The sequence below is a fragment of the Shewanella atlantica genome (genome assembly GCF_003966265.1).
Taxonomy (GTDB): Bacteria; Pseudomonadota; Gammaproteobacteria; order Enterobacterales; family Shewanellaceae; genus Shewanella; species Shewanella atlantica.
In genome coordinates, this window is the sequence record NZ_RXNV01000006.1 from 43,811 (window position 1) to 62,310 (window position 18,500).

Annotated in this window: 20 protein-coding genes; 10 read left to right on the forward strand and 10 right to left on the reverse strand. The window is 46.5% G+C overall.

What is annotated here, in order from left to right; all coding sequences use genetic code 11:
* Positions 1-13: 13 nt before the first annotated feature.
* On the forward strand, positions 14-325 hold the full coding sequence (locus EKG39_RS14060) for a prephenate dehydrogenase (RefSeq protein ID WP_126506384.1): 312 nt from the start codon (positions 14-16) through the stop codon (positions 323-325).
* 168 nt (positions 326-493) lie between these two features.
* Here the strand turns inward: EKG39_RS14060 and EKG39_RS14065 are convergent, their stop codons facing one another.
* Complete coding sequence (locus tag EKG39_RS14065; RefSeq protein ID WP_126506385.1) at positions 494-1,018, reverse strand: DUF3016 domain-containing protein; 525 nt, start codon at positions 1,016-1,018, stop codon at positions 494-496.
* 409 nt (positions 1,019-1,427) lie between these two features.
* On the opposite strand from EKG39_RS14065, the gene EKG39_RS14070 reads away from it, so the two are divergent.
* The 3 genes from EKG39_RS14070 (at position 1,428) to EKG39_RS14080 (ending at position 2,930) form a co-directional block, all read left to right on the forward strand.
* Complete coding sequence (locus EKG39_RS14070) at positions 1,428-1,733, forward strand: hypothetical protein (RefSeq protein ID WP_126506386.1); 306 nt, start codon at positions 1,428-1,430, stop codon at positions 1,731-1,733.
* A 175-nt stretch (positions 1,734-1,908) separates the two neighbouring features.
* Positions 1,909-2,202 (forward strand): hypothetical protein, encoded by a 294-nt coding sequence (locus EKG39_RS14075; RefSeq protein WP_126506387.1) that lies wholly within the window; start codon positions 1,909-1,911, stop codon positions 2,200-2,202.
* A 416-nt stretch (positions 2,203-2,618) separates the two neighbouring features.
* Positions 2,619-2,930 carry a hypothetical protein gene (locus EKG39_RS14080; RefSeq protein WP_126506388.1) on the forward strand — a complete coding sequence of 104 codons (312 nt, stop codon included), beginning with the start codon at positions 2,619-2,621 and terminating at the stop codon, positions 2,928-2,930.
* 91 nt (positions 2,931-3,021) lie between these two features.
* Here the strand turns inward: EKG39_RS14080 and EKG39_RS14085 are convergent, their stop codons facing one another.
* On the reverse strand, positions 3,022-3,531 hold the full coding sequence (locus EKG39_RS14085; RefSeq protein WP_126506389.1) for a DUF4240 domain-containing protein: 510 nt from the start codon (positions 3,529-3,531) through the stop codon (positions 3,022-3,024).
* Between the two features lie 125 nt (positions 3,532-3,656).
* Between EKG39_RS14085 and EKG39_RS14090 the strand changes: the two genes are divergently transcribed.
* From EKG39_RS14090 to EKG39_RS23420, 5 genes are all read left to right on the forward strand, one after another.
* The gene (locus tag EKG39_RS14090) at positions 3,657-4,049 is read left to right on the forward strand and encodes a hypothetical protein (protein ID WP_126506390.1); all 393 of its coding nucleotides are present in this window, start codon (positions 3,657-3,659) and stop codon (positions 4,047-4,049) included.
* A 97-nt stretch (positions 4,050-4,146) separates the two neighbouring features.
* A complete protein-coding gene (locus EKG39_RS14095) occupies positions 4,147-4,944 on the forward strand; it encodes a response regulator (protein ID WP_126506391.1) in 798 nt (265 codons plus the stop codon).
* Between the two features lie 259 nt (positions 4,945-5,203).
* Positions 5,204-5,476 carry an HU family DNA-binding protein gene (locus tag EKG39_RS14100; protein WP_126506392.1) on the forward strand — a complete coding sequence of 91 codons (273 nt, stop codon included), beginning with the start codon at positions 5,204-5,206 and terminating at the stop codon, positions 5,474-5,476.
* 274 nt (positions 5,477-5,750) lie between these two features.
* Positions 5,751-6,443: a TorF family putative porin gene (locus EKG39_RS14105; RefSeq protein WP_126506393.1), complete on the forward strand. Its 693-nt coding sequence runs from the start codon at positions 5,751-5,753 to the stop codon at positions 6,441-6,443.
* A gap of 454 nt (positions 6,444-6,897) precedes the next feature.
* The gene (locus EKG39_RS23420) at positions 6,898-7,071 is read left to right on the forward strand and encodes a hypothetical protein (protein WP_185817611.1); all 174 of its coding nucleotides are present in this window, start codon (positions 6,898-6,900) and stop codon (positions 7,069-7,071) included.
* A gap of 277 nt (positions 7,072-7,348) precedes the next feature.
* Here EKG39_RS23420 and EKG39_RS14110 read toward each other — a convergent pair whose 3' ends face one another.
* The 4 genes from EKG39_RS14110 to EKG39_RS14125 are packed head-to-tail and all read right to left on the reverse strand — an operon-like array spanning position 7,349 to position 12,070.
* Positions 7,349-8,455, reverse strand: coding sequence for a hypothetical protein (locus tag EKG39_RS14110; RefSeq protein WP_246028502.1), 1,107 nt, complete (start codon positions 8,453-8,455; stop codon positions 7,349-7,351).
* A gap of 16 nt (positions 8,456-8,471) precedes the next feature.
* Positions 8,472-8,807 (reverse strand): cytochrome c3 family protein, encoded by a 336-nt coding sequence (locus EKG39_RS14115; RefSeq protein ID WP_126506395.1) that lies wholly within the window; start codon positions 8,805-8,807, stop codon positions 8,472-8,474.
* Positions 8,807-10,312 (reverse strand): flavocytochrome c, encoded by a 1,506-nt coding sequence (locus tag EKG39_RS14120; protein WP_126506396.1) that lies wholly within the window; start codon positions 10,310-10,312, stop codon positions 8,807-8,809. Before EKG39_RS14120 ends, EKG39_RS14115 begins: the two co-directional genes overlap by 1 nt.
* Before the next feature lie 57 nt (positions 10,313-10,369).
* Positions 10,370-12,070 (reverse strand): aromatic amino acid lyase, encoded by a 1,701-nt coding sequence (locus EKG39_RS14125; protein WP_126506397.1) that lies wholly within the window; start codon positions 12,068-12,070, stop codon positions 10,370-10,372.
* A gap of 259 nt (positions 12,071-12,329) precedes the next feature.
* Here EKG39_RS14125 and EKG39_RS14130 point away from each other — a divergent pair, with 259 nt between their 5' ends.
* The gene (locus tag EKG39_RS14130) at positions 12,330-13,163 is read left to right on the forward strand and encodes a LysR family transcriptional regulator (RefSeq protein WP_126506398.1); all 834 of its coding nucleotides are present in this window, start codon (positions 12,330-12,332) and stop codon (positions 13,161-13,163) included.
* Between the two features lie 90 nt (positions 13,164-13,253).
* On the opposite strand, the gene EKG39_RS14135 is transcribed toward EKG39_RS14130, so the two are convergent.
* The 4 genes from EKG39_RS14135 to EKG39_RS14150 form a co-directional block, all read right to left on the reverse strand.
* The gene (locus EKG39_RS14135) at positions 13,254-13,514 is read right to left on the reverse strand and encodes a hypothetical protein (protein ID WP_246028503.1); all 261 of its coding nucleotides are present in this window, start codon (positions 13,512-13,514) and stop codon (positions 13,254-13,256) included.
* Between the two features lie 125 nt (positions 13,515-13,639).
* Positions 13,640-15,205 carry an FGGY-family carbohydrate kinase gene (locus tag EKG39_RS14140; RefSeq protein WP_126506400.1) on the reverse strand — a complete coding sequence of 522 codons (1,566 nt, stop codon included), beginning with the start codon at positions 15,203-15,205 and terminating at the stop codon, positions 13,640-13,642.
* Positions 15,202-16,773: a glycerol-3-phosphate dehydrogenase/oxidase gene (locus tag EKG39_RS14145; protein WP_126506401.1), complete on the reverse strand. Its 1,572-nt coding sequence runs from the start codon at positions 16,771-16,773 to the stop codon at positions 15,202-15,204. Before EKG39_RS14145 ends, EKG39_RS14140 begins: the two co-directional genes overlap by 4 nt.
* Positions 16,770-18,428 (reverse strand): FAD-binding oxidoreductase, encoded by a 1,659-nt coding sequence (locus EKG39_RS14150; RefSeq protein ID WP_126506402.1) that lies wholly within the window; start codon positions 18,426-18,428, stop codon positions 16,770-16,772. Before EKG39_RS14150 ends, EKG39_RS14145 begins: the two co-directional genes overlap by 4 nt.
* Positions 18,429-18,500 lie beyond the last annotated feature (72 nt).

The following is an 18,500-nucleotide window of genomic DNA, read 5'->3' on the forward strand; positions in this document are numbered from 1 at the left end:
ATGAGAGGCTGTTATGCCACACACACGTGTTATTGAACAACTGAAAGACAACTTACAAACAGCCTATCGCAAATCGATCGATGCCGACGGTAAGTTAGATGAATTAAAAAAAGCCGGTCACGTAAAATTTAATACCATCTTTACTCAAGAAGAGGGCTTCAGCACAAACAGCAACCGCTTCCGCCCCTATGTTCAAGAGCTTGCAGATGAACTGGACAAGATGCCGACCGATGCAGAAAAACTACCCGCGGCTTTAGAAAAATTTGTCCGTAAACTTGGTGTATTGCTGCAAACCCTGCAAGCGTTTAAAGAGCAATCAAAGTAAACTGTGAAATCCACGGGTGATTCGGTTACCTGACCATCATTTTAGCACCCTAGTGTTCTTGCTGTTTTGTTTATGATGATAACGGTAATCGACAAAAAAAGGCTAAACAAGCAGTCAGCTCATTTAGCCTTTTTAAACAACCCAATGACAGAATCGCTTAACTGTCCATTACAATTTAGGTTCGACCGTCTTTTTCAGCCAGTCAGCAAGCATTTTTGACTCGTATCTCATCGGCTTATCACTCGCACGTCCGACTCTTTGCATAAAGCCCATGTCGGTCAATTTCTCATCACCAGCCATAATAACCTTGTCTCCTTCGAGAATTTTATAGCTAAAAGTGATACGTGGAGGGTAGAGCTCTTCAACTAAGCGAATATCATTCATTGTGGCACCAAATGTAGGCCTGACATCCCCGGCAAGATCGAGATCAGTCACCAGCATCTCAAGCTTTTGCTCGCTCTTTAATGTTTTACCCGCCTCTTTATTCAAGTTCTTGGTCAGGAGCTCAAACGTTCTTTTTTCATAGCGGGATTGAATATCACCGACGGCTTTCACATCACGAAAGTTCTTAGGCTCTTGCCACTCAATTTTGACCATCCCTTGCTCGGTCACAGGATTCTCAACAATTTCATCTGCTGCAATTGCAGCAGTGGAAGTTAATACTCCCGCTAATAAGATGTAGGTTAACTTCATATGAGCCTCCTAAGGCTGAACTCGGATGTTTATAGCTAAATCTTTGTGACTGCCACAAATGTCGATATTAATATGGCACTCTTACGGTGCTGGTTTAATATACAAAACCTATCCTGAATATGGGCTTAATGCAAAAGAATTAATGCCTATCCAACTGTATAGCACACTATTGAAAATAGACCGTATCCCTCGCGATTTGTTCTCATCAATACCGGAAAAAACTGTATCAATACTTATCATGGCCAGATATATGATACCAACAAGGAAAGAGTCTTAAGGAGTACGCACTTCATCAATCACAGCCTTGAATTAGTTTGCCAAAAATACTCTGGGTAGCTCACTTTCTTATACCGGTTGGTATCACTTGGGTATAGAATATCCGCTCCTTCTATACAGGGCTGTTTCATAAATGAAAAACTCTCTACCCATTATCTTTGTTGTTACCCTTTTCATGACCCTTGGGCTCACGCTCTATCTGATTAACCAATCCGAAGCGTCTGATGAACCGGAAACCTGGTCCTCTTTTGTCTATACCAATGGCTATAATTCAGGTCGATATAAAAAGGTCGATGATTTCGAGGACTACCCCTCGTGCAGAGACTATTCATTAGAGAAGTCAGCAGAGAACGGACAAGCTCCATGGGAATGTGGTTTAAGGTGCCGTTTTGACTCTAGCCGCCAAGGGTTCCAATGCGAGACGATGGAAAATGAGTAGATGAAACGGTGTTAAATGCTGGTTCAGAGTAGCCAGCGTTATGTTTACGGCATTTTTATAACAAGAGATCACCACAGTTTCACTACCAATTCAGCAAATATTCAAGTTTCCGATGTTAATATCCCGCTTCCATATTTCGGAGGGCATCCCTCATTATGTGTATAGGAGCAACACTATGACATTTCGCATAAAAAACACCTTAATTATCAGCATCTTTACCTTCCCACTTTTGATGGGTGTTGGTGTGAGTGCAAACGCAAGCGAACTTATAAGTATTGAGGAGAGCGCAACGTCTGCCGATGAAATACTGTCACAATATGAAGCTCTCGCAGAAGATATGAGCGCAGATAAACAGTTAGAAGCTATTGAGAATCAACTCAAAGATGAAGAGCTTAACCTATTACAACCAATCTGCAGCGAATACAGTATCGACCTGAATACGGGCGAGGAAGTCTGTGTAGGGCAGTAATTGATGCATTAAATATAGAGAGGCTATATGGCCTCTCTTATATATAAGGCAAATTAAGTTAGCCATTCCCCCTCTTCGTTCGTCTCACCTTCAAGAATATAGATTCTGAAACAAGTTCAGAATGACGACTCAGGCTCGAGCATTCAAAACAGCGTGCAAAGAAGCATTCGCGGCCAGAGCCGCTTCTAAACCAGTTCATCTCTAACTCCAGCAATAATTGGTACTTCAAGCTCCAGACTCCAAAACTGTTCGTTTTTCATTCAGCTTAGGTACATCTTTTACCGGGTAATATACGCATTAATTAATCAAGACTAATAGCCTTAGGATGACACCTCTTATCCATATTTGTTGAAAGAGACAGGATCAAGAGAAAACGGTTCCATTATGGTCACAACTTCAAAATCTGGAGATTATTTATGAGCCACTCAATCACACAAACCAAGATCGCATTTTCAGGAAAGGTCGCCTTCATCGCTGCCTTGCTAATCGCAAGCGCATTTGTCGGGCAGGCAAAAGCAGATGAATTGACGCCAACAGAACAGGCTGCTGTGAATCACCACTTAGAGATTTTAGCCACACAACAGAGTAAATCAGAAAACTCTTTGATTGAGAGCCAGCAAGATGAATTTGATCTCGAATTGTCGACGGCTGAGGAGCAGTTTATGGATAAGACCTGTGATGACAACGGAATGCACTACGACAATGATGCCGAGGTCTGTTACGAATAACTATCGGATAAAAAAAAGAATCTATCAAAAGCGAGGATATCCTCGCTTTTTGTCTAATAACAGTAGATATAATACCAATTGGTAAAGCAGGCTAAAACGGAAATGTCTCACTCAATTGAGGATAGGTAGCTTTAAGTTGCTTCTTCTTGGTCGAGAACTTCTTTCCCTGAGGAGTCGCCATTCCCGAAGGTACGAAAGGTAACTCCCCATCCGTTCTCTCTTCAAAAATTTGTCCGGCTATCAGGTCATATTCATCTAAAAATGGATAAGCATAGCCATCTTTTTCCGGCCATTGAACAAGCTGTCCAAGATCATCCGGGTTAAGAACAACTTTGTCGTACCACTCTTTACCTAATGAGATAAGAAAACATCTGAACTCAGCAAAGGCATACTCTGAATCACACCCGGTAATGATATAGGCGGCTCCCCATACCGACCAGGAATATGACCGACGCATCTGTTGTCCAAAGAACTTATCAAACTCAATAAGCTGCTCATCACTAAGGGCCTCAAGTTTACCCTTTAAATTCTCGGCTAAACTGATCTGGTCTTGGTCAGATGTCGTTCTCGTTACTAGCTGCCAAAATTCTGTTTCGGTCATAAAACTCTCACTTTGTTTTCCTCACGCTATTCTAATCTATATCAGTTTGATTTTGACTCTTAACTCTGATTTTTTTACACTCGCCGGTCATTAACTCTACTAACGCGCTACCAAAGAGACACTCAATGAAAAAGCCTACTCCCGCACTCTCTATCATCATGTTGCTGTATGCGATCTTTGCCATTATCGCTATTTGGCGTGCGCTGAGCATTCAAGCCATAGACCTGTTCTCATTAGGCGTGATCCCTGTGCTGGTTGGATTGGCGATGAGAACCAGCTGGGCTGGTATCGCATTTAAAGTCTATCTTTTCATTCAGACATTAGGCTTAGCCGCGCTTGCAGGGGCCGCCATCATCGCTTATCAAATAACACCTGAAGATGTGAAGGTGGTGATCAATAATCAAGAGATCCCAGTACCATTAATCGCAGTCTCTGGTGTACTTCTATTAGCCTTTCAGTTTTGGGTCGCCTTCTCTAAAACAACAAAAGCATATCTGGTCAGTGGCACTACAGAATAAAGACGACCAGAGCCGGTGTGAACGGTGGGAAGTTGTTGCTAAGATGTTGTCTTTAGAGTAGTTTAGCCGCCACATACTAATAATAAGAATCGAGACTATGAGCACATTATTGCCTAGTGAGCTTTCAATACTTCTTGTAGAGCCTTCTGATACCCAGAGAAAAATTATCTGTAGCAGGTTAACCCATGAAGGCATCAGCAATATTCAAACCGCAACGAGTCTAACTGAAGCCCAAACTATCATTAGTCGCCATCATCCCGACCTAGTTGCCAGTGCCATGCATTTCGAAGATGGCACAGCATTAGATCTACTGAAACAGTTAAAAGAGACTGATGAATACAGAGACATTCAATTTATGCTGGTTTCGAGTGAATGCCGCCGTGAACAGCTTGAGGTTTATAGGCAGTCAGGCGTGGTTTCCATTCTTCCTAAGCCATTCTCATCTGAACACTTAGGTAAAGCCCTCAATGCCACAATCGACCTCTTAAGCCAAGATGAGCTCGATCTCAATCACTTCGATGTACATAACCTGAGAGTCCTTGTTGTCGATGACAGCAAGATGGCTCGAAATATCATCAGACGAACAATTTCAAATTTAGGCCTTCAGTTGATCACCGAGGCCGAAGATGGTGCGGAAGCCATCGAAATAATGAAATTGAATATGTTTGACTTAGTGATCACAGATTACAATATGCCCAGTGTCGATGGCTTAGCCTTGACCCAATTTATTCGTAATCATAGTCAGCAATCTCATATCCCTATACTTATGGTTTCCTCGGAGGCAAATGATACCCACCTCAGTAATGTATCTCAGGCAGGCGTCAATGCCCTTTGTGATAAACCCTTTGAACCTCAACTTGTTAAACAGATTCTCTATCAACTGCTCGATGAGTGACCACAAAACAGGGATTTAAAGAGAGGCAGCGGATAGCTAATTCCCCAGGAAAGCAGCTGAACGGCTCGGTAGAATGCTTGTTCATTAGTCCAACAAGTATGAATTGATCTATTTTTAGACAAATATTGACCTCAAAGGGCAATTCTGAGCGCTAAAGCACTTTTAATATGCCATGGCTTATGGCATGTTAGGTCCAGCGATTACTAAGTAATTAATGTGATTGGTATAATTAAATCTACGGAAAGAAGAGACTATTCAAATGAATAAGACTGAACTTGTTGCAAAAATGGCTGAGAATGCGGAACTGACTAAAGCAGAAGCTGCACGCGCACTGAAATCTTTTGAAGAGACTGTCACCGAAGCGATGAAAAATGGTGATAAGATCTCAATCGTTGGTTTTGGTTCTTTCGAAACTTCTAATCGTGCTGCACGCACTGGTCGCAACCCTCAAACGGGTAAAGAGATCCAAATCCCAGCAGCAACCGTTCCAAAATTTAAAGCTGGTAAGACTCTGAAAGATAGCGTTAACTAATCACGCTTTTTCATTGTTTATAAATAAAAACCTCCTTATGGAGGTTTTTTTGTATCCGCTTATCGAAACACTCTCCGCGCCCCATTCGGCTGCTATGCACTACTCGAGTGCATCTCCTGCTCCAATAATAACCATCTCACTCGCCACTCTAGAGTAAGCAAATATTAATCCATTGATAATATTGATAAAAAAACATGGCACAAGATTAGCAATCCTTTATAAAGCAGTAATAAAAAACAAAGATGAACTTACAGCTCAATGAAAGGGGATGAATATGAAACAAGCACTCAGATCTACCGTAATCCTGGTCTCAGGCCTATTAATGGCCTTTTGCGCCAATGCAAGTGTCACAGCTAATATCGGCGCCAGCTCTAACTACCTTTGGCGAGGAGTCACTCAGACTCAAGACGCTGTCGCCGTTCAAGCCGGCATCGATTATGAGCATGATAGCGGACTCTACTTAGGCACATGGGCTTCGAATGTAGATTTTGGTGATGATACGAGCTATGAAATTGATTTCTATGTTGGCTATGCTGGTTCAATAGGTGAAGACTTTGGTTACGATGTCAGCTATCTCTATTATGCCTACCCTGACAGCGACAGCAGTGTAGACTTCGGAGAGATCACGGCGGCATTAAGCTGGAAATGGTTCTCGGTAAGTTACTCCCAGATAGCCAATGCCGACAGTGATGTCGCATCAGATCCACTGGATGAAAAAGATCTCTCCTATATCCAGGCAGGTTTTTCATTCCCTTTCTCGGACACCTTAAGCTTAGATCTGCATTACGGCTACTCATCCGGCGATGTGAGTACCGCCTGGTTTGATGTCGACAACTACGCCGATTATTCACTCTCGCTGAATAAGGATACCGATATCGGCACTGTCTCCTTTATGGTGAGTGATACCGATCTCGACCAAGATGATCCCAAAGTGATCTTGGGGTACAGCTATAGCTTCGATCTATAACTTCGGGCTATATAACATCTAAACGAATTAACCCAGCAAATTGGTGTAGCGACCTGCTGTTGTTGAAAAACACCTTAAGCTAATACCAGAATTTCAATTTGTGATCTCAAGCTAGATGCGTCATCGCTAAAATAGCGATAGCGCATCTACAAAACATTTTTAATCCACTGATATATAGTAACATTTTATTCCTCATGGTTAGAAAGAAATCAAAAAGTTAGTTTTTTACTCTTCTACAGATAATGTTAAATCGATCTCACTTTTCCTCACAAGAGCCTGATATCTTTCTCATCAGCGCTTACTAATGTTTCCGACTCACCCGAGTTAACGTCTTAAGCTATAGCGCTTTTTTGTTGTTCTTTACATTAACTTTCTGACACCCGTAACGGTGTCATTTCTTAATCAATGGCACCTATTAAAATGCCATAAGTATTTCACAAGAGAGGAGTTGGTTATGGCTCAGATTATTGACCTTGTGCCCAACGATGCAGAGATAGAAGCGATGACGGCCCCAAAAAATCAACGGGCCGCCGATGATCTAAAACACAGACGTGAAGTAAAAAAACGCTTGGAAGAGCGACTCGCTGCAGCAGCACTTCAGCGAGCCATAGGCAGAGACTTTTATTAATCTGCTTACTACGACTTGAATCTAGGATTCTCCCCCTGGATTCAAGCTTATTTTACTCAGCAGCCCCTCAAACATCCTTTTGTAGTCAAGTGTAGTGAACTCCACCAGACTTCAATCATTACACACTCATCACCCCAGCTAATATCTGTATAAACATCTTAGATTTGTCTGCACCTGTGTTTCTGGGATACTGGTATTTTGATGAATTCAGCCCCGCCTGAAAGAGATGAAGGAGATTTACAGACGGGGTGATTATTCAGGGTAAAGCTAAGGACTCCTAAAAGTAATACCCGAAGTTAATATTGACCCGATAATCCCAATCATCACCAATCTCAGGCAGGCCAACGTGATCGTTGTTCGCTGTCGAGAAGGTCATGTTCTTACCGGCGATAAGATCAACCATGGTATAAGTTGGGCCTGCGGCAATTGCCATACCAGTTACATTCTGAAAGCTATTATCATAAGAGTCGTCTTCAACATCGGGAGTCAGTAAGCCAAAATCGTTATAGAACTTAACGCTGCCCCAGTCCGTAGCCATGGTTTTTGCTACGTTAAAGTTATAGATCTGGCCCTTAGCCGAAACTTCATACTGCCAGCCAACAACGGACACGCCGATCTTGTTTTCGTCTTCAGCATCTGCAGCATCAAATTCATAGTGCATAGCCTGCATCTGAACGTTCCAGGAACCGAAGTTACCATTTAAGTGAGCAGCAAGAGCAAAGCGGTCGCCTGTATTGCCAGTCCCGCTGTTATATATCTGACCATACTGCCCCGATGCACCGACCGTAACCCCGCTGAACGTCTGGGTATGGCGCAGGTTGAACTGATTAGTTTCTTCATTGTTGTACTCAGTCCCGTTGATAGTGCCTGTGAACAAATCTGCGGCGTATCTGGCGTTATTGCTAGCACCATATTCAGGACTCTTGAAGAAGGCAACGTCTGTCTGCATTCCACCTGTCTTGTAGACAGCTTTTACGCCAACATCGCGGTCATCTTCAAAGCCAAGGTAGTAAGGCAAGCCCATCCACCAAGAGTTTGATATGTAGCCATGGTTTCCGAAAGGAACATGGGTTACACCGGCCTGGATCTGCAACTCAGGTGACATGTCATAGGTCGCGTAACCTAAAATCAGATAGTCTGTACTATTGTTCAGTCGGTACTCGGAGGCAAAACCCCAGTTGCCGCTCTGACCGCTTGCTGTCAGCGATAGTGTGTCAAACGCGATATCGCCAAGCTTATCTTTTGATGACTCGCTGTAGTCGATGTAGCTGTAATTAACACGTACAGAACCGCCAATGTTGAGGTTTTCATTTATTTCCGCAGCCCCCGCAGGGACTGCAAGTACTGCTAGCAGGGACGCAGCAATCGCAGTAAATTTTGTCATAGTTTTGCCTATATTTTTATTTTAGGTTTGGAAATTCAACGATATGGCACTCTGAGCAAATAGCTCGTGAGGCTTTATGCTCTGAATGACAGGCTGTACACTCAAGCAGGTCTTCATAGTGGTGTGAACTGTGTGGGTTTTTATCCCAACGATTTGGATCTGTCGGGATCTCGCTCATCCCACCATGACATTCAATGCACGTTTCAGCCTCCGGACGCTGAAACTTACCTTTGGTTGTGTGGCAAGTACGGCAATCTAACGCATCCTCGTGATGAGGTTTCATGGTGTTGGCAGCATTAGCACCGAAAGAGAGTAGCATTACAGCAGCGGCTGCGATTAAAGAGGTTTTCATTACGCATTCGCCTTATATTTTGCAGCAGTACGACCTGCGATTTGACCAAACACTAAACCGTCAATTGACGAACAACCGCCCAGACGATCCATACCGTGAACACCACCAGCAATCTCACCCGCAGCGAATAACCCTTTGATCGGCTCACATGTCGTTGCATCGATGACCTGTGCATCTGGAGTAATCGCAACACCACCCATGCAGTAGTGCAGTACAGGTGACAAGCGGAATGAGTAGAACGGCGCTTTTAGCTCGGTTTTTACGTCCAATGGTTTGTTGAATGGGTCCGGTGCGCCTTTTACGATCTCATTCCAATCAGCGATAGTCTGTGTCAATGTTGCTTCGTCAACGCCGTGGCGCTTTGCCAGCTCGGCTACTGAGTCAGACTTCTTCACCGCACCGTCGCGATAAGCCGCATGAAACCCTTCAGCATGCTCGGTAGTTTCTTCACTGCAGAACGTAAATGGATAGTTTGGCGTCTCTTTGGTGCCTTTCTGCATCACAACTAATTCAGCTTCTGAACGGGTGCGACGAGATGAAAGCTCATTCACAAAACGTTTACCCGTCTTAGGGTCTACGGCAATCCCTTCACTGAAGGCATAATCAGAGAAGAAAGAACCCGGGCCTGCCGGGCGTTCATCTGGTGACCCCCATGGCCCTAACTGGTACATGTCTAACATAACCGGCAATGAACCCGCTGCCAGTAACGACTTAATCATGTCAGCCGTAGCACCCGACTGAGCAGTGGTTCTCAGGTCTGCATAAACCGGCATAGTGGTCTTCACGAACTGCTTGTCGCTGCCCCAGCCACCTGATGCAATCACTACACCGTGGCGTGATTTGTAGGTTAACTCTTTAGCAAACTTTCCTGTCCTAGAATCGAAGTCCGTTTGAACGGCAACACCGCTAACGCCGCTGTCGTCGCTGATGATCGCCGACACGTTTGTACGGTTCTGGAACTTAATACCTTTCTCAAGTAGATGCTTGTGCATAGGTACTACGATTCCACCGCCCGATGCGTTCGATGGGATGTGTCCTCTTGGCGCGCTGTGACTACCAAGGCGGAGCAGTTTATCTTTGAATTCAACACCACAGTCCATCATCATGTCGTAGGCTGTGCTGGCTTGGGTTGCCATCGTCATTGCAAGCTCAGGGTGGTTGAACCCACGGCCTACTTTAACCATGTCTTGCACCAATAGTTCTGCTGAGTCTTCGATGCCATGTTTCTCTTGTAGCTTGGTACCTGGCATACACACGATGCCACCACAGATAGCTGACGCGCCACCGTAGGCAATCATCTTCTCGATAATTAAGATGTTTTTCAGTCCCGCTTTATTCGCCGAGTAGGCCGCGGATAATCCAGCGAATCCACTACCTACAATGATAAGGTCATACACTTCGTCGAATGACATCTTCTCTTTTTTGTCGGCACTGGCAGCATGAGCCATACCTAACGTTGCCACAGGCAATATCGCCGCAGCCTTTAATAAGTCTCTACGTTTCATAATTTCTCTCTCGGGAAAGCTCCCCCCTCGATGAAGTAGAGGGGGGTTAAAGAACGATTACTCGTATAGTGATTCCAGCTGAAAGTTCTTGATGAACTGGACGCCGTTGTTGATATCTCTGGTGTAGGCTCTGTCTTTATCTACGAATGGAACAACTTTGCGGTAGGCTTTAAGCAGACGCTTGGTACCTTCGCCCAGCTCGTAGCCCTGCTCGTCTCTGCGCATTTGAGCCCCCTGAGTCATATGCAAGACTTCAAAAGATAAGATCTCAGCCCCCACGTTAGCCATCTGACGTAAGCGGTCCGCCGTTAGGTTGACGTTGCTATACATCTCCTCGATACCACCAGAGGTTGGCATACCGTAAAGCGTCACGTTATTGGTCAACGACATAGCTTCTGCATAAAGACCGACCATCGGCTGGCCAATGTTAGCAAAACCATCACCATGGACACCGTTAGTCACATTAGACTTAGCAGACAGATACTTACTCATATGGGTACGACGTGAGTCATCAACCTGCATGATTCTCCATCCCGAACCATGTAACAGATGTGCCATCGCCTTTATGGTACTTTCTGTTTGTAAGGCTATCTGAGTGAAATCAAAGGCTGAGTTCGAGTTGATGTAATCGCGTTTGGCACCGCTGGGGTCGACAGCATAATGCTTAACGACCGGAGTATCTGAATACCAAAGGTCACTCTTACCGGCAATCGTCACAAGAGGGTTATCTGACGTATGGTTAATTTGAATATTAACCAAATCCTTAAGGCGATCCATCTCATTCAATGCTGTCGCCAGAGTCCAGTGAGCACTACGAAATGATAGTGCATCTTGTAAACCACGCTGATCATTCTTATCCCACAGATAAGACCCCTTCAATGATAAAAGTATCGCTTCGGCAGCTTCATGTCCTTTCGGCATCCCCTTTCCCTCGACAGAATGCCACAGGAATGGGCTGACATTGCCATTAAGCGTTTCAAGGCCTGCAGCAATCAGATAGGGAGAGTAGTTGATGATCTTATCGGCCTTTTGCATCGCGTCGACCAGGATCGCCATAGAGACGTTAGCATTCGATAAGATTGAGATCCCATCCAGACCAAAAGGACGGAATTTTTTCATCCCAAGCGCTTTCAACACCTCCTTTGAGTCTCTTCGCTCACCCTTATAGTTAATGTCCCACTCACCCATAAGCGCTAAGCCGATATGAGTCGGCCAGGCTAAATCGTTTAACCCCATAGAGCCGCGACTAGGTATAAGTGGATTAGCATCGTTATTCACAAGCTGTATGAACGCATTGGCGGCGTCAGTCGTCATGCCAGTAAGCCCTGCAGCCATCTGGTTCAAGCGAATAATCATCGACATTTTAACGATATCATTGGCCAGGAATGGACCAACCCCAGCCGCTTGTATACGCATTTGACGCTCATTGAACGCGATGGATGCGCTTCTCATTGGCTCTTTAGTGACGTCACCGTTAACTACCTGTTGATCCTTGAGTTCACCAAAATTTACGTTAAGCCCATAAACCGTTTTACCATGTTTAGTGGCATCGATAGATATGTCATATGATTTCTTAATACGACTCCAGCCCGCTTTAGATATTCGAACATCGTTCCCAGGCTGTGCAGCTTCCCGAAGCGTCTCTACTGTCAGACTCTTACCATCCAAGGTAAATGTTTCGGCATAGCTGGCCGGAGCCATTAGAACGGCACCAATCAACACTGGTAGCGTGCGTGTAATCAACTTGCTCTTTGTCATCATCAAACCCTTTTCTTGCTTCTCATTAATTCTGCCGAGAATAATATTGGGAGGTGGACTAAGTTTATGTGATAAAAGTCTGGTATACCGACGCATAACTACAGCTTATACCTGACAGGGTGACAGAAGTTTGAACCGAGTCAGCCTAATAGCAAGCGGTTAGAGTCATAATCACAATTTCGAACCAATTGATAATTCCATTGGTATTTTGATGGAACTCACGCTTTTAACAAAACAATGACATAAGAAATACAATCACATGCTAAAGAACACAAAAATCCACTATTTCTACTACGCTGCTAAGTATTCATCTTTCTCCAAGGCAGCTGAATTTATGCAGGTTTCACAACCAGGTGTAAGCTCAAAAATCATCGCATTAGAAAAAGAGATAGGGATAAAGCTGTTTGAACGAGACAAGCATGGTGTCCACCTCACCAAAAAAGGGGCTGTCTTGTATGCCGAAGTCGAAAAGGCAATAAAGTCCTTTGAAAATATCGAACAGGGGATCAGAAGGATTAAGGGTAAGGCATTAATTAAGATAGCCACTCAGCCACGACTTTATGAAAAGTACCTTGAACCTAAGTTAACTAAAGAATTCCTGTCTGAGTTCTTTATGCAGATCAGTACCGGAGAGTTGACTACGATTAAAAACTGGATGGATTCAGGCGAGGTCGACGTAGTGATAACCGAAGGTATATTCAACGACCACCCCGTTTTCGAACACGCTGTTGAGCTGGATAACCTTCAATTTTACTGGGCAAAAAAGACAAATACAGAGTTCACTTCTCCCATCCCCACCTTCGTTCATTCAGATATCTGGAATCATTGGCACGACCTGAGTCAGTGCATGCCTGAGGGCGCAGATTATAAGCAGATAATGATCATCGATACCCCTGACTTTTCATCAAAACTCATCGAGAGAGGCATTGGGATTGGCCTACTCCCCGAACAGATGATACTGAAAAATGAAAATTTAGAAAAATGCGAAGGCCCAACTTCAGGTACTGTTGACGGCCCCATAGCGGTATACATAAACAGGGAGAAGTCTGCCGAGCTGGACGAATGTGATATCGTCAACAGAATCATGTCATAGACGCTAATTGCACTTTGCCGTACAGACAAAGTGCAATAAAAAACACAACAGATACCACTTTGTCTTTATTTAATAAATGGCTAGCATTTGCTATTTCCGGCGAGTTTGTTTAACCCATTGTATGACATAGAGCAGCAGGTAGAGTACTGTAACTATGAGCGCAGCATACATGAATGTAGGCACAAACCAGCTCGAAGCCGTATCAAAAACAAAATTCCAATTGGTACCATTCTTATCATGAAAGATACCGCCCGGGTTTTCGACCCACTCCCATACCAGAATAATTAATGTCACCAAAACTGATACCAGAGCGCCTATCACCAATCCAAAGGAGCAAAAGTTATATTTCATATCAGAGAGTTTCAATTTTTCACTTCCATTTATCCCTTAGATTTATCATCTGATTTAGCCAATATAACCTAACAAGGCACAATCCCCTTACTAAAAGTCAAAACGCCCACTCTGACGACCGGGCTTTATTCAGGGTAGCCCGTGATATCTCTGATCTTAGAGTAAAGAGGTTGCAGCTTCTTATAGATATTGAGATAGACCTCACCGTAGAGTCGCTGATACATCTTATAATGCTCATCGTCGGGCTCGAAGCGTTTGCCCTGATGCACCATGGCCTTAATTGCACTGTCGAAATCAGGATGCAAGCCCAGTCCTACCGCGGCATCGATGGCGGCGCCCAGTCCCGAAGTCTCCACCGTATGAGCCCTTACCGTGGTTAGACCGAACACATCGGCGGCAATCTGCATGGCCGCATCGCTCTGGGCACCGCCACCGGAGACCCTGAGCTCTTTTATTTTGCAGCCACTGCGCTTTTCGATGGCCTCAAGCCCCTCTTTAAGGCCGAACGCCAACCCCTCCAATATCGCCCGATACAGATGGGCCCGGGTATGAATATCACCGAAACCTATCACGGCGCCCTTAGCTTCAGGACCCGGTTGCTTAACACCAGGCCCCCAATAGGGCTGAAGCATCAAGCCCATGGAACCGGGGGGCACGGTATTGACCAACTCATCGAACAGCGCTTCGGCCTCTATTCCCGCCTCATCCGCTTTTGCCTTCTCGATATGCGCAAACTGCTCCTTAAACCAACTCACCATCCAGAAGCCCCGATATAACATCACCTCACTGCAGTAAGAACCGGCAATGGCTGACGGATAAGGCGGGAGAAAGCGCACCGCCTCAACATAACGCTTCATGGTGACATTTATGGTCGCGGTAGTACCAAAACTCAGGCAACCCACATCTGAGTGTTGACCGCCAGAGCCTAAGACCTCACATGCCTTGTCCGCCGCAGCGGCTATCACAGGTAATCCCTCCGGGATCCCGGTCAATGCACTAGCCTGAGCCGTGATCTCACCGATCCGATCGCCGGGATCCACCAGAGGCAACAGCTGATCTTCTCTCACATTCAGCGCTCGCCACTTCCAATCCCATTTTTTCGCCCACCTGTGCTTCTTATAATCGAATGGAAGATAGCCCACCTGGGAGCCCGATGAATCGAGCCACTCGCCGGTCAATCTATGATGAAAAAAGCCCGACAGAAAGGTAAATTTATAGGTTTTATCCCATAGCTCTCGCCTGGCCTGATAGAGCCAGTTAGGCTGTGCCCGGCTTCGAAAGGTGTTGATGGTTTCCTCAAGCCCCATCATTTTAAACAGCGGATCCCAGAAACCTCCCAGGCTCTTTTCTGGTTCGGCTTTACGCTGATCGAGCCATAAAATGGCGTCATGCAGTGGGTTGCCTTCGCTGTCCAGTGGCAGCATAGTGCCGCGCTGTGTGGTCACTGACATGCCTCTGATCCTGGTTTTATCTATCCCCTGAGCCCAGAGTGACTGGCAGGCCTGACACAACTTATCCCAGTAATATTCGCCACTCTGCTCACACCAACCAGACTGTGGTGACACGTAGGGAACAAGCTTCACCTGAGATTTGGCGACCAATTGCCCCTGTAGATCGAAGATCAATGCACGCACACTCTGAGTGCCATTATCGATAGCCAGTAGGTAGCCGTTATCTTTTTCATTCATCATAGACTGTCTGTACTTAGTAAGTTGTCTGTGTTTGGCAGAGAGTAGTATTTCGAAAAGATCTGCTCAAACCTGAGCCACTCCTGCTCAGCCTGTGACTGAGACCAGTTCAGTGATTGGCAGCACAGCGCGAGAATTTGCTCGCGATACTTTATGATGCCATCTCCTAACAATAATCCCAAACGGGTACGTCGCAGCAGGAGATCATCGAGATGCACCACACTCTCATGGGCCAGCGACCACTCCAGCTCACGCCACTGGCAGCGGCTTATGCCGATCTGCTGATTGTTTTTCATCTCAGAAATGCGTGTCGCAAAATGGCCAAAATACCCAATGAGCCGCTTGTCCGCATAACCCGTAGCAGGTTGACTGAACTTAGCCTGTTTAAGATCGCTCAACAGATCGGGAAATTGAGTCTTGATACTCTCCAATACCTCTTTTGACATCAGATGATAACCGGTGAGTTTGCCCCCGGTGACTGAGACAAGGCCGGGTTTAGACCAGATAACATGTTCACGGGACTCCTTAGAGGGTGCCGTATCGGTGGATGCGCTCAATATCGGCCTGATACCACTCCAGCAACTGATCACATCCTCCTCATCAATATCTTTATCAGGAAAATAGTGCCGGGCCAGTTGCAGCAGATAATCTACTTCGGTTGCAGATATTCCCGGCTCAGTTTCGACCCCCTGCTTATGATCAAGATCCGTTGTGCCGATCACAGTGCAGCCCTGCCATGGATAGATATAGACGGGGCGTTTATCTATGGGGTGAAAGAAGGTGATGCATGCAGAGACAGGAAGTCGCTCGAAAGGCAGTACCAGATGGCTGCCTCTCAACGGCCTGAGCAAGCCTTTCTCAAGTGGATGAAGCAGTGATGCCCAGCTACCGGTCGCATTGATGACGCACTTGGCGCCTATCTTATGCTTACCCTCGTCAAGCTTGAGTTCGATCCCCGAGACCCCACTCTCTGACTCGATGAGTCCTGTGACTTTGGCGTAATTAAGCGCCTGCCCCCCGGCGAGCACTCCATCCTGAAGCAGGCGCAACACTAAACGGGCATCATCGGTAACCCCATCGGCAAACAGACTCACCCCGGCTACCCCATCGAAAGAGAGATCTGACATCCAGGTTCGGGCTTTCTCGAGTGTAAGAGGCTTATGGTAATCACATCCGGCGAGTTTATCGTAGACTGACAGCACCCGCTTAAACAACGCCGCCGAAGGGAAATCCCCCTCCCGATGCAACATCATATAGGGCATAAGTTCCACCAAGCCCGGCAGCTCGGCAAGCAGAGCCTCCCTCTGTCTGGCCGTATCCCGCGTCATTCGCAATTGGCCACCAGCCAGATAACGTAGTCCACCATGGACCATCTTAGATGAGCGGCTCGATGTGCCCCATGAAAAATCCTGCTGCTCGACGAGCAGCACCTTTAATCCTTGGTTCGCAGCCAGGTGAAATATTCCCGCCCCGGTGATCCCGCCGCCGATCACGACAAGATCGTACTCACAGGCTTGTTCGGCGGCGAACGCCTGACGAGCAAGGGCTGATGCCTGACTCAGGGTATTCATTGTTCTTTCTCAGTGTGAGTCATCGGAGCATCCGCAGGCTTAGCCTTAAACAGCTTACCCGGATTCAACTGTTTATCGGGATCGAAGTAGTCGAAGCAGGTCTGCAGGGACGCCATCACATGCTCGCCTTTCTCCTTTGTAAGGTAGGGGGCGTGATCGCTGCCGACGCCATGCTGATGGCTGATGGTGCCGTTACTTTCCACGATCATCTTCGATGTCGTAGATTTCAGCTTCTGCCAGCGGCGGTAGGTTTCATCATAGCTATCCGCGACAGGAAACAGGTATGTGGTATAGATACTGGCGCCATCGCCATAGAGATGAGACAGGTGCGAGAATACATGTACCTTAGAGTCAAATTCGGTTAATCCATCTCGCAGACTATGCTCTATCTTGGTTGTCAGAGACTCGATATTCGACCAGTTCGTCGCCGTCTCCAGAGTATCGATGGCATAGCCCATCTGCCACAGCGTCTCCCTGAGATAGGGGAAGCTAAACCGCTTTTGAGCCCACTTCTTGCCCAGACGCTGCCCGGTATTAACCCCTTTGAACCGACGCAACACCTGCTTGAGTCGCTTATAGTTTTGTTTGTTGGCCTCTTTGTCTCCCGTAACGCCGTAGACCAACATACATTTCCCCTCACCGACGCCCTTGAGTGAGAGCAGGCGATTCAACCAGCTTCGCTGAGTCTCAGTCGCCGACAGAAATAGTTGAGTATGCGTCTCTTCGCTATTGCTGACCCGCAGCATAGACAGAGGTAGCTTTTGCTGAATGATCTCCCGGGCACAGTCGATGCCACTTCGCCAATCGGGCATAAAGGCCACACCGAAAAACTCCTCTTCGGCGACGCGGGTGACCCTCACCTTAGCCTCGGTCAGGATCCCCAGGTGCCCTTCCGAACCCAGCACCAACTGACGCCAGTCCGGCCCCGCCGATGATGCCGGCAAGGTTGGGATATCCACCGTGCCATTGAAAGTTTCTATCTCTCCACCCGCAAACAGATTTTCGATACGACCGTAACCCAGTGATTGCTGCCCGCTGGAGCGTGTCACTACCCAGCCGCCCAATGTAGACAGCTCGAAGGATTGAGGAAAATGCCCCAGAGTATAACCATGTGCCTGAAGTTGAGCCTCCAGGAAAGGTCCCTTCACCCCGGCGCCGAAGGTGGCGATCTGATCCACCCTGTCCAGTTCGAGGAGCCGATTCATCTTAGTCAGAGAGACGGTGATAACGGGCTTGTCTGACAGGCACGGCGTGATATGCCCCACCACAGATGTTCCACCCCCATAGGGAATAAGCTGCCAGCCATTCGCTTTTGCCTCTTTCATCAGGATGCGAATATCTTCACCGGATGTTGGAAACGCGACGGCATCGGGAAATACGCCAAACTCGCCACTCTTCATGGCCAGCCAATCGGGGAGACTCTGCCCACGGGCGTGGCGCAAGCGGATCTCTGCGTCGGTGGAATATAGCTGGCTGTCATTGAGTCTGGAATCGGGCACCTTATCGATCACCCGCGCCAGTGTCGACACCCCCAGAGGTTTAACCTTTCCAAGCTTCAGGCTGATAAAAGCCGCACCATCTGGTGACAGCTCCATGCGCTTTTCTCTGTCGCCCCAACCATTCCAATTTCGATTATCTTGCTGTGACTTGTCCATATTTCACCAACCCGGTTGCATCTATATTAGTTTATCCTACAATGTCACCATGGTTTGTCAGTGACAAATATG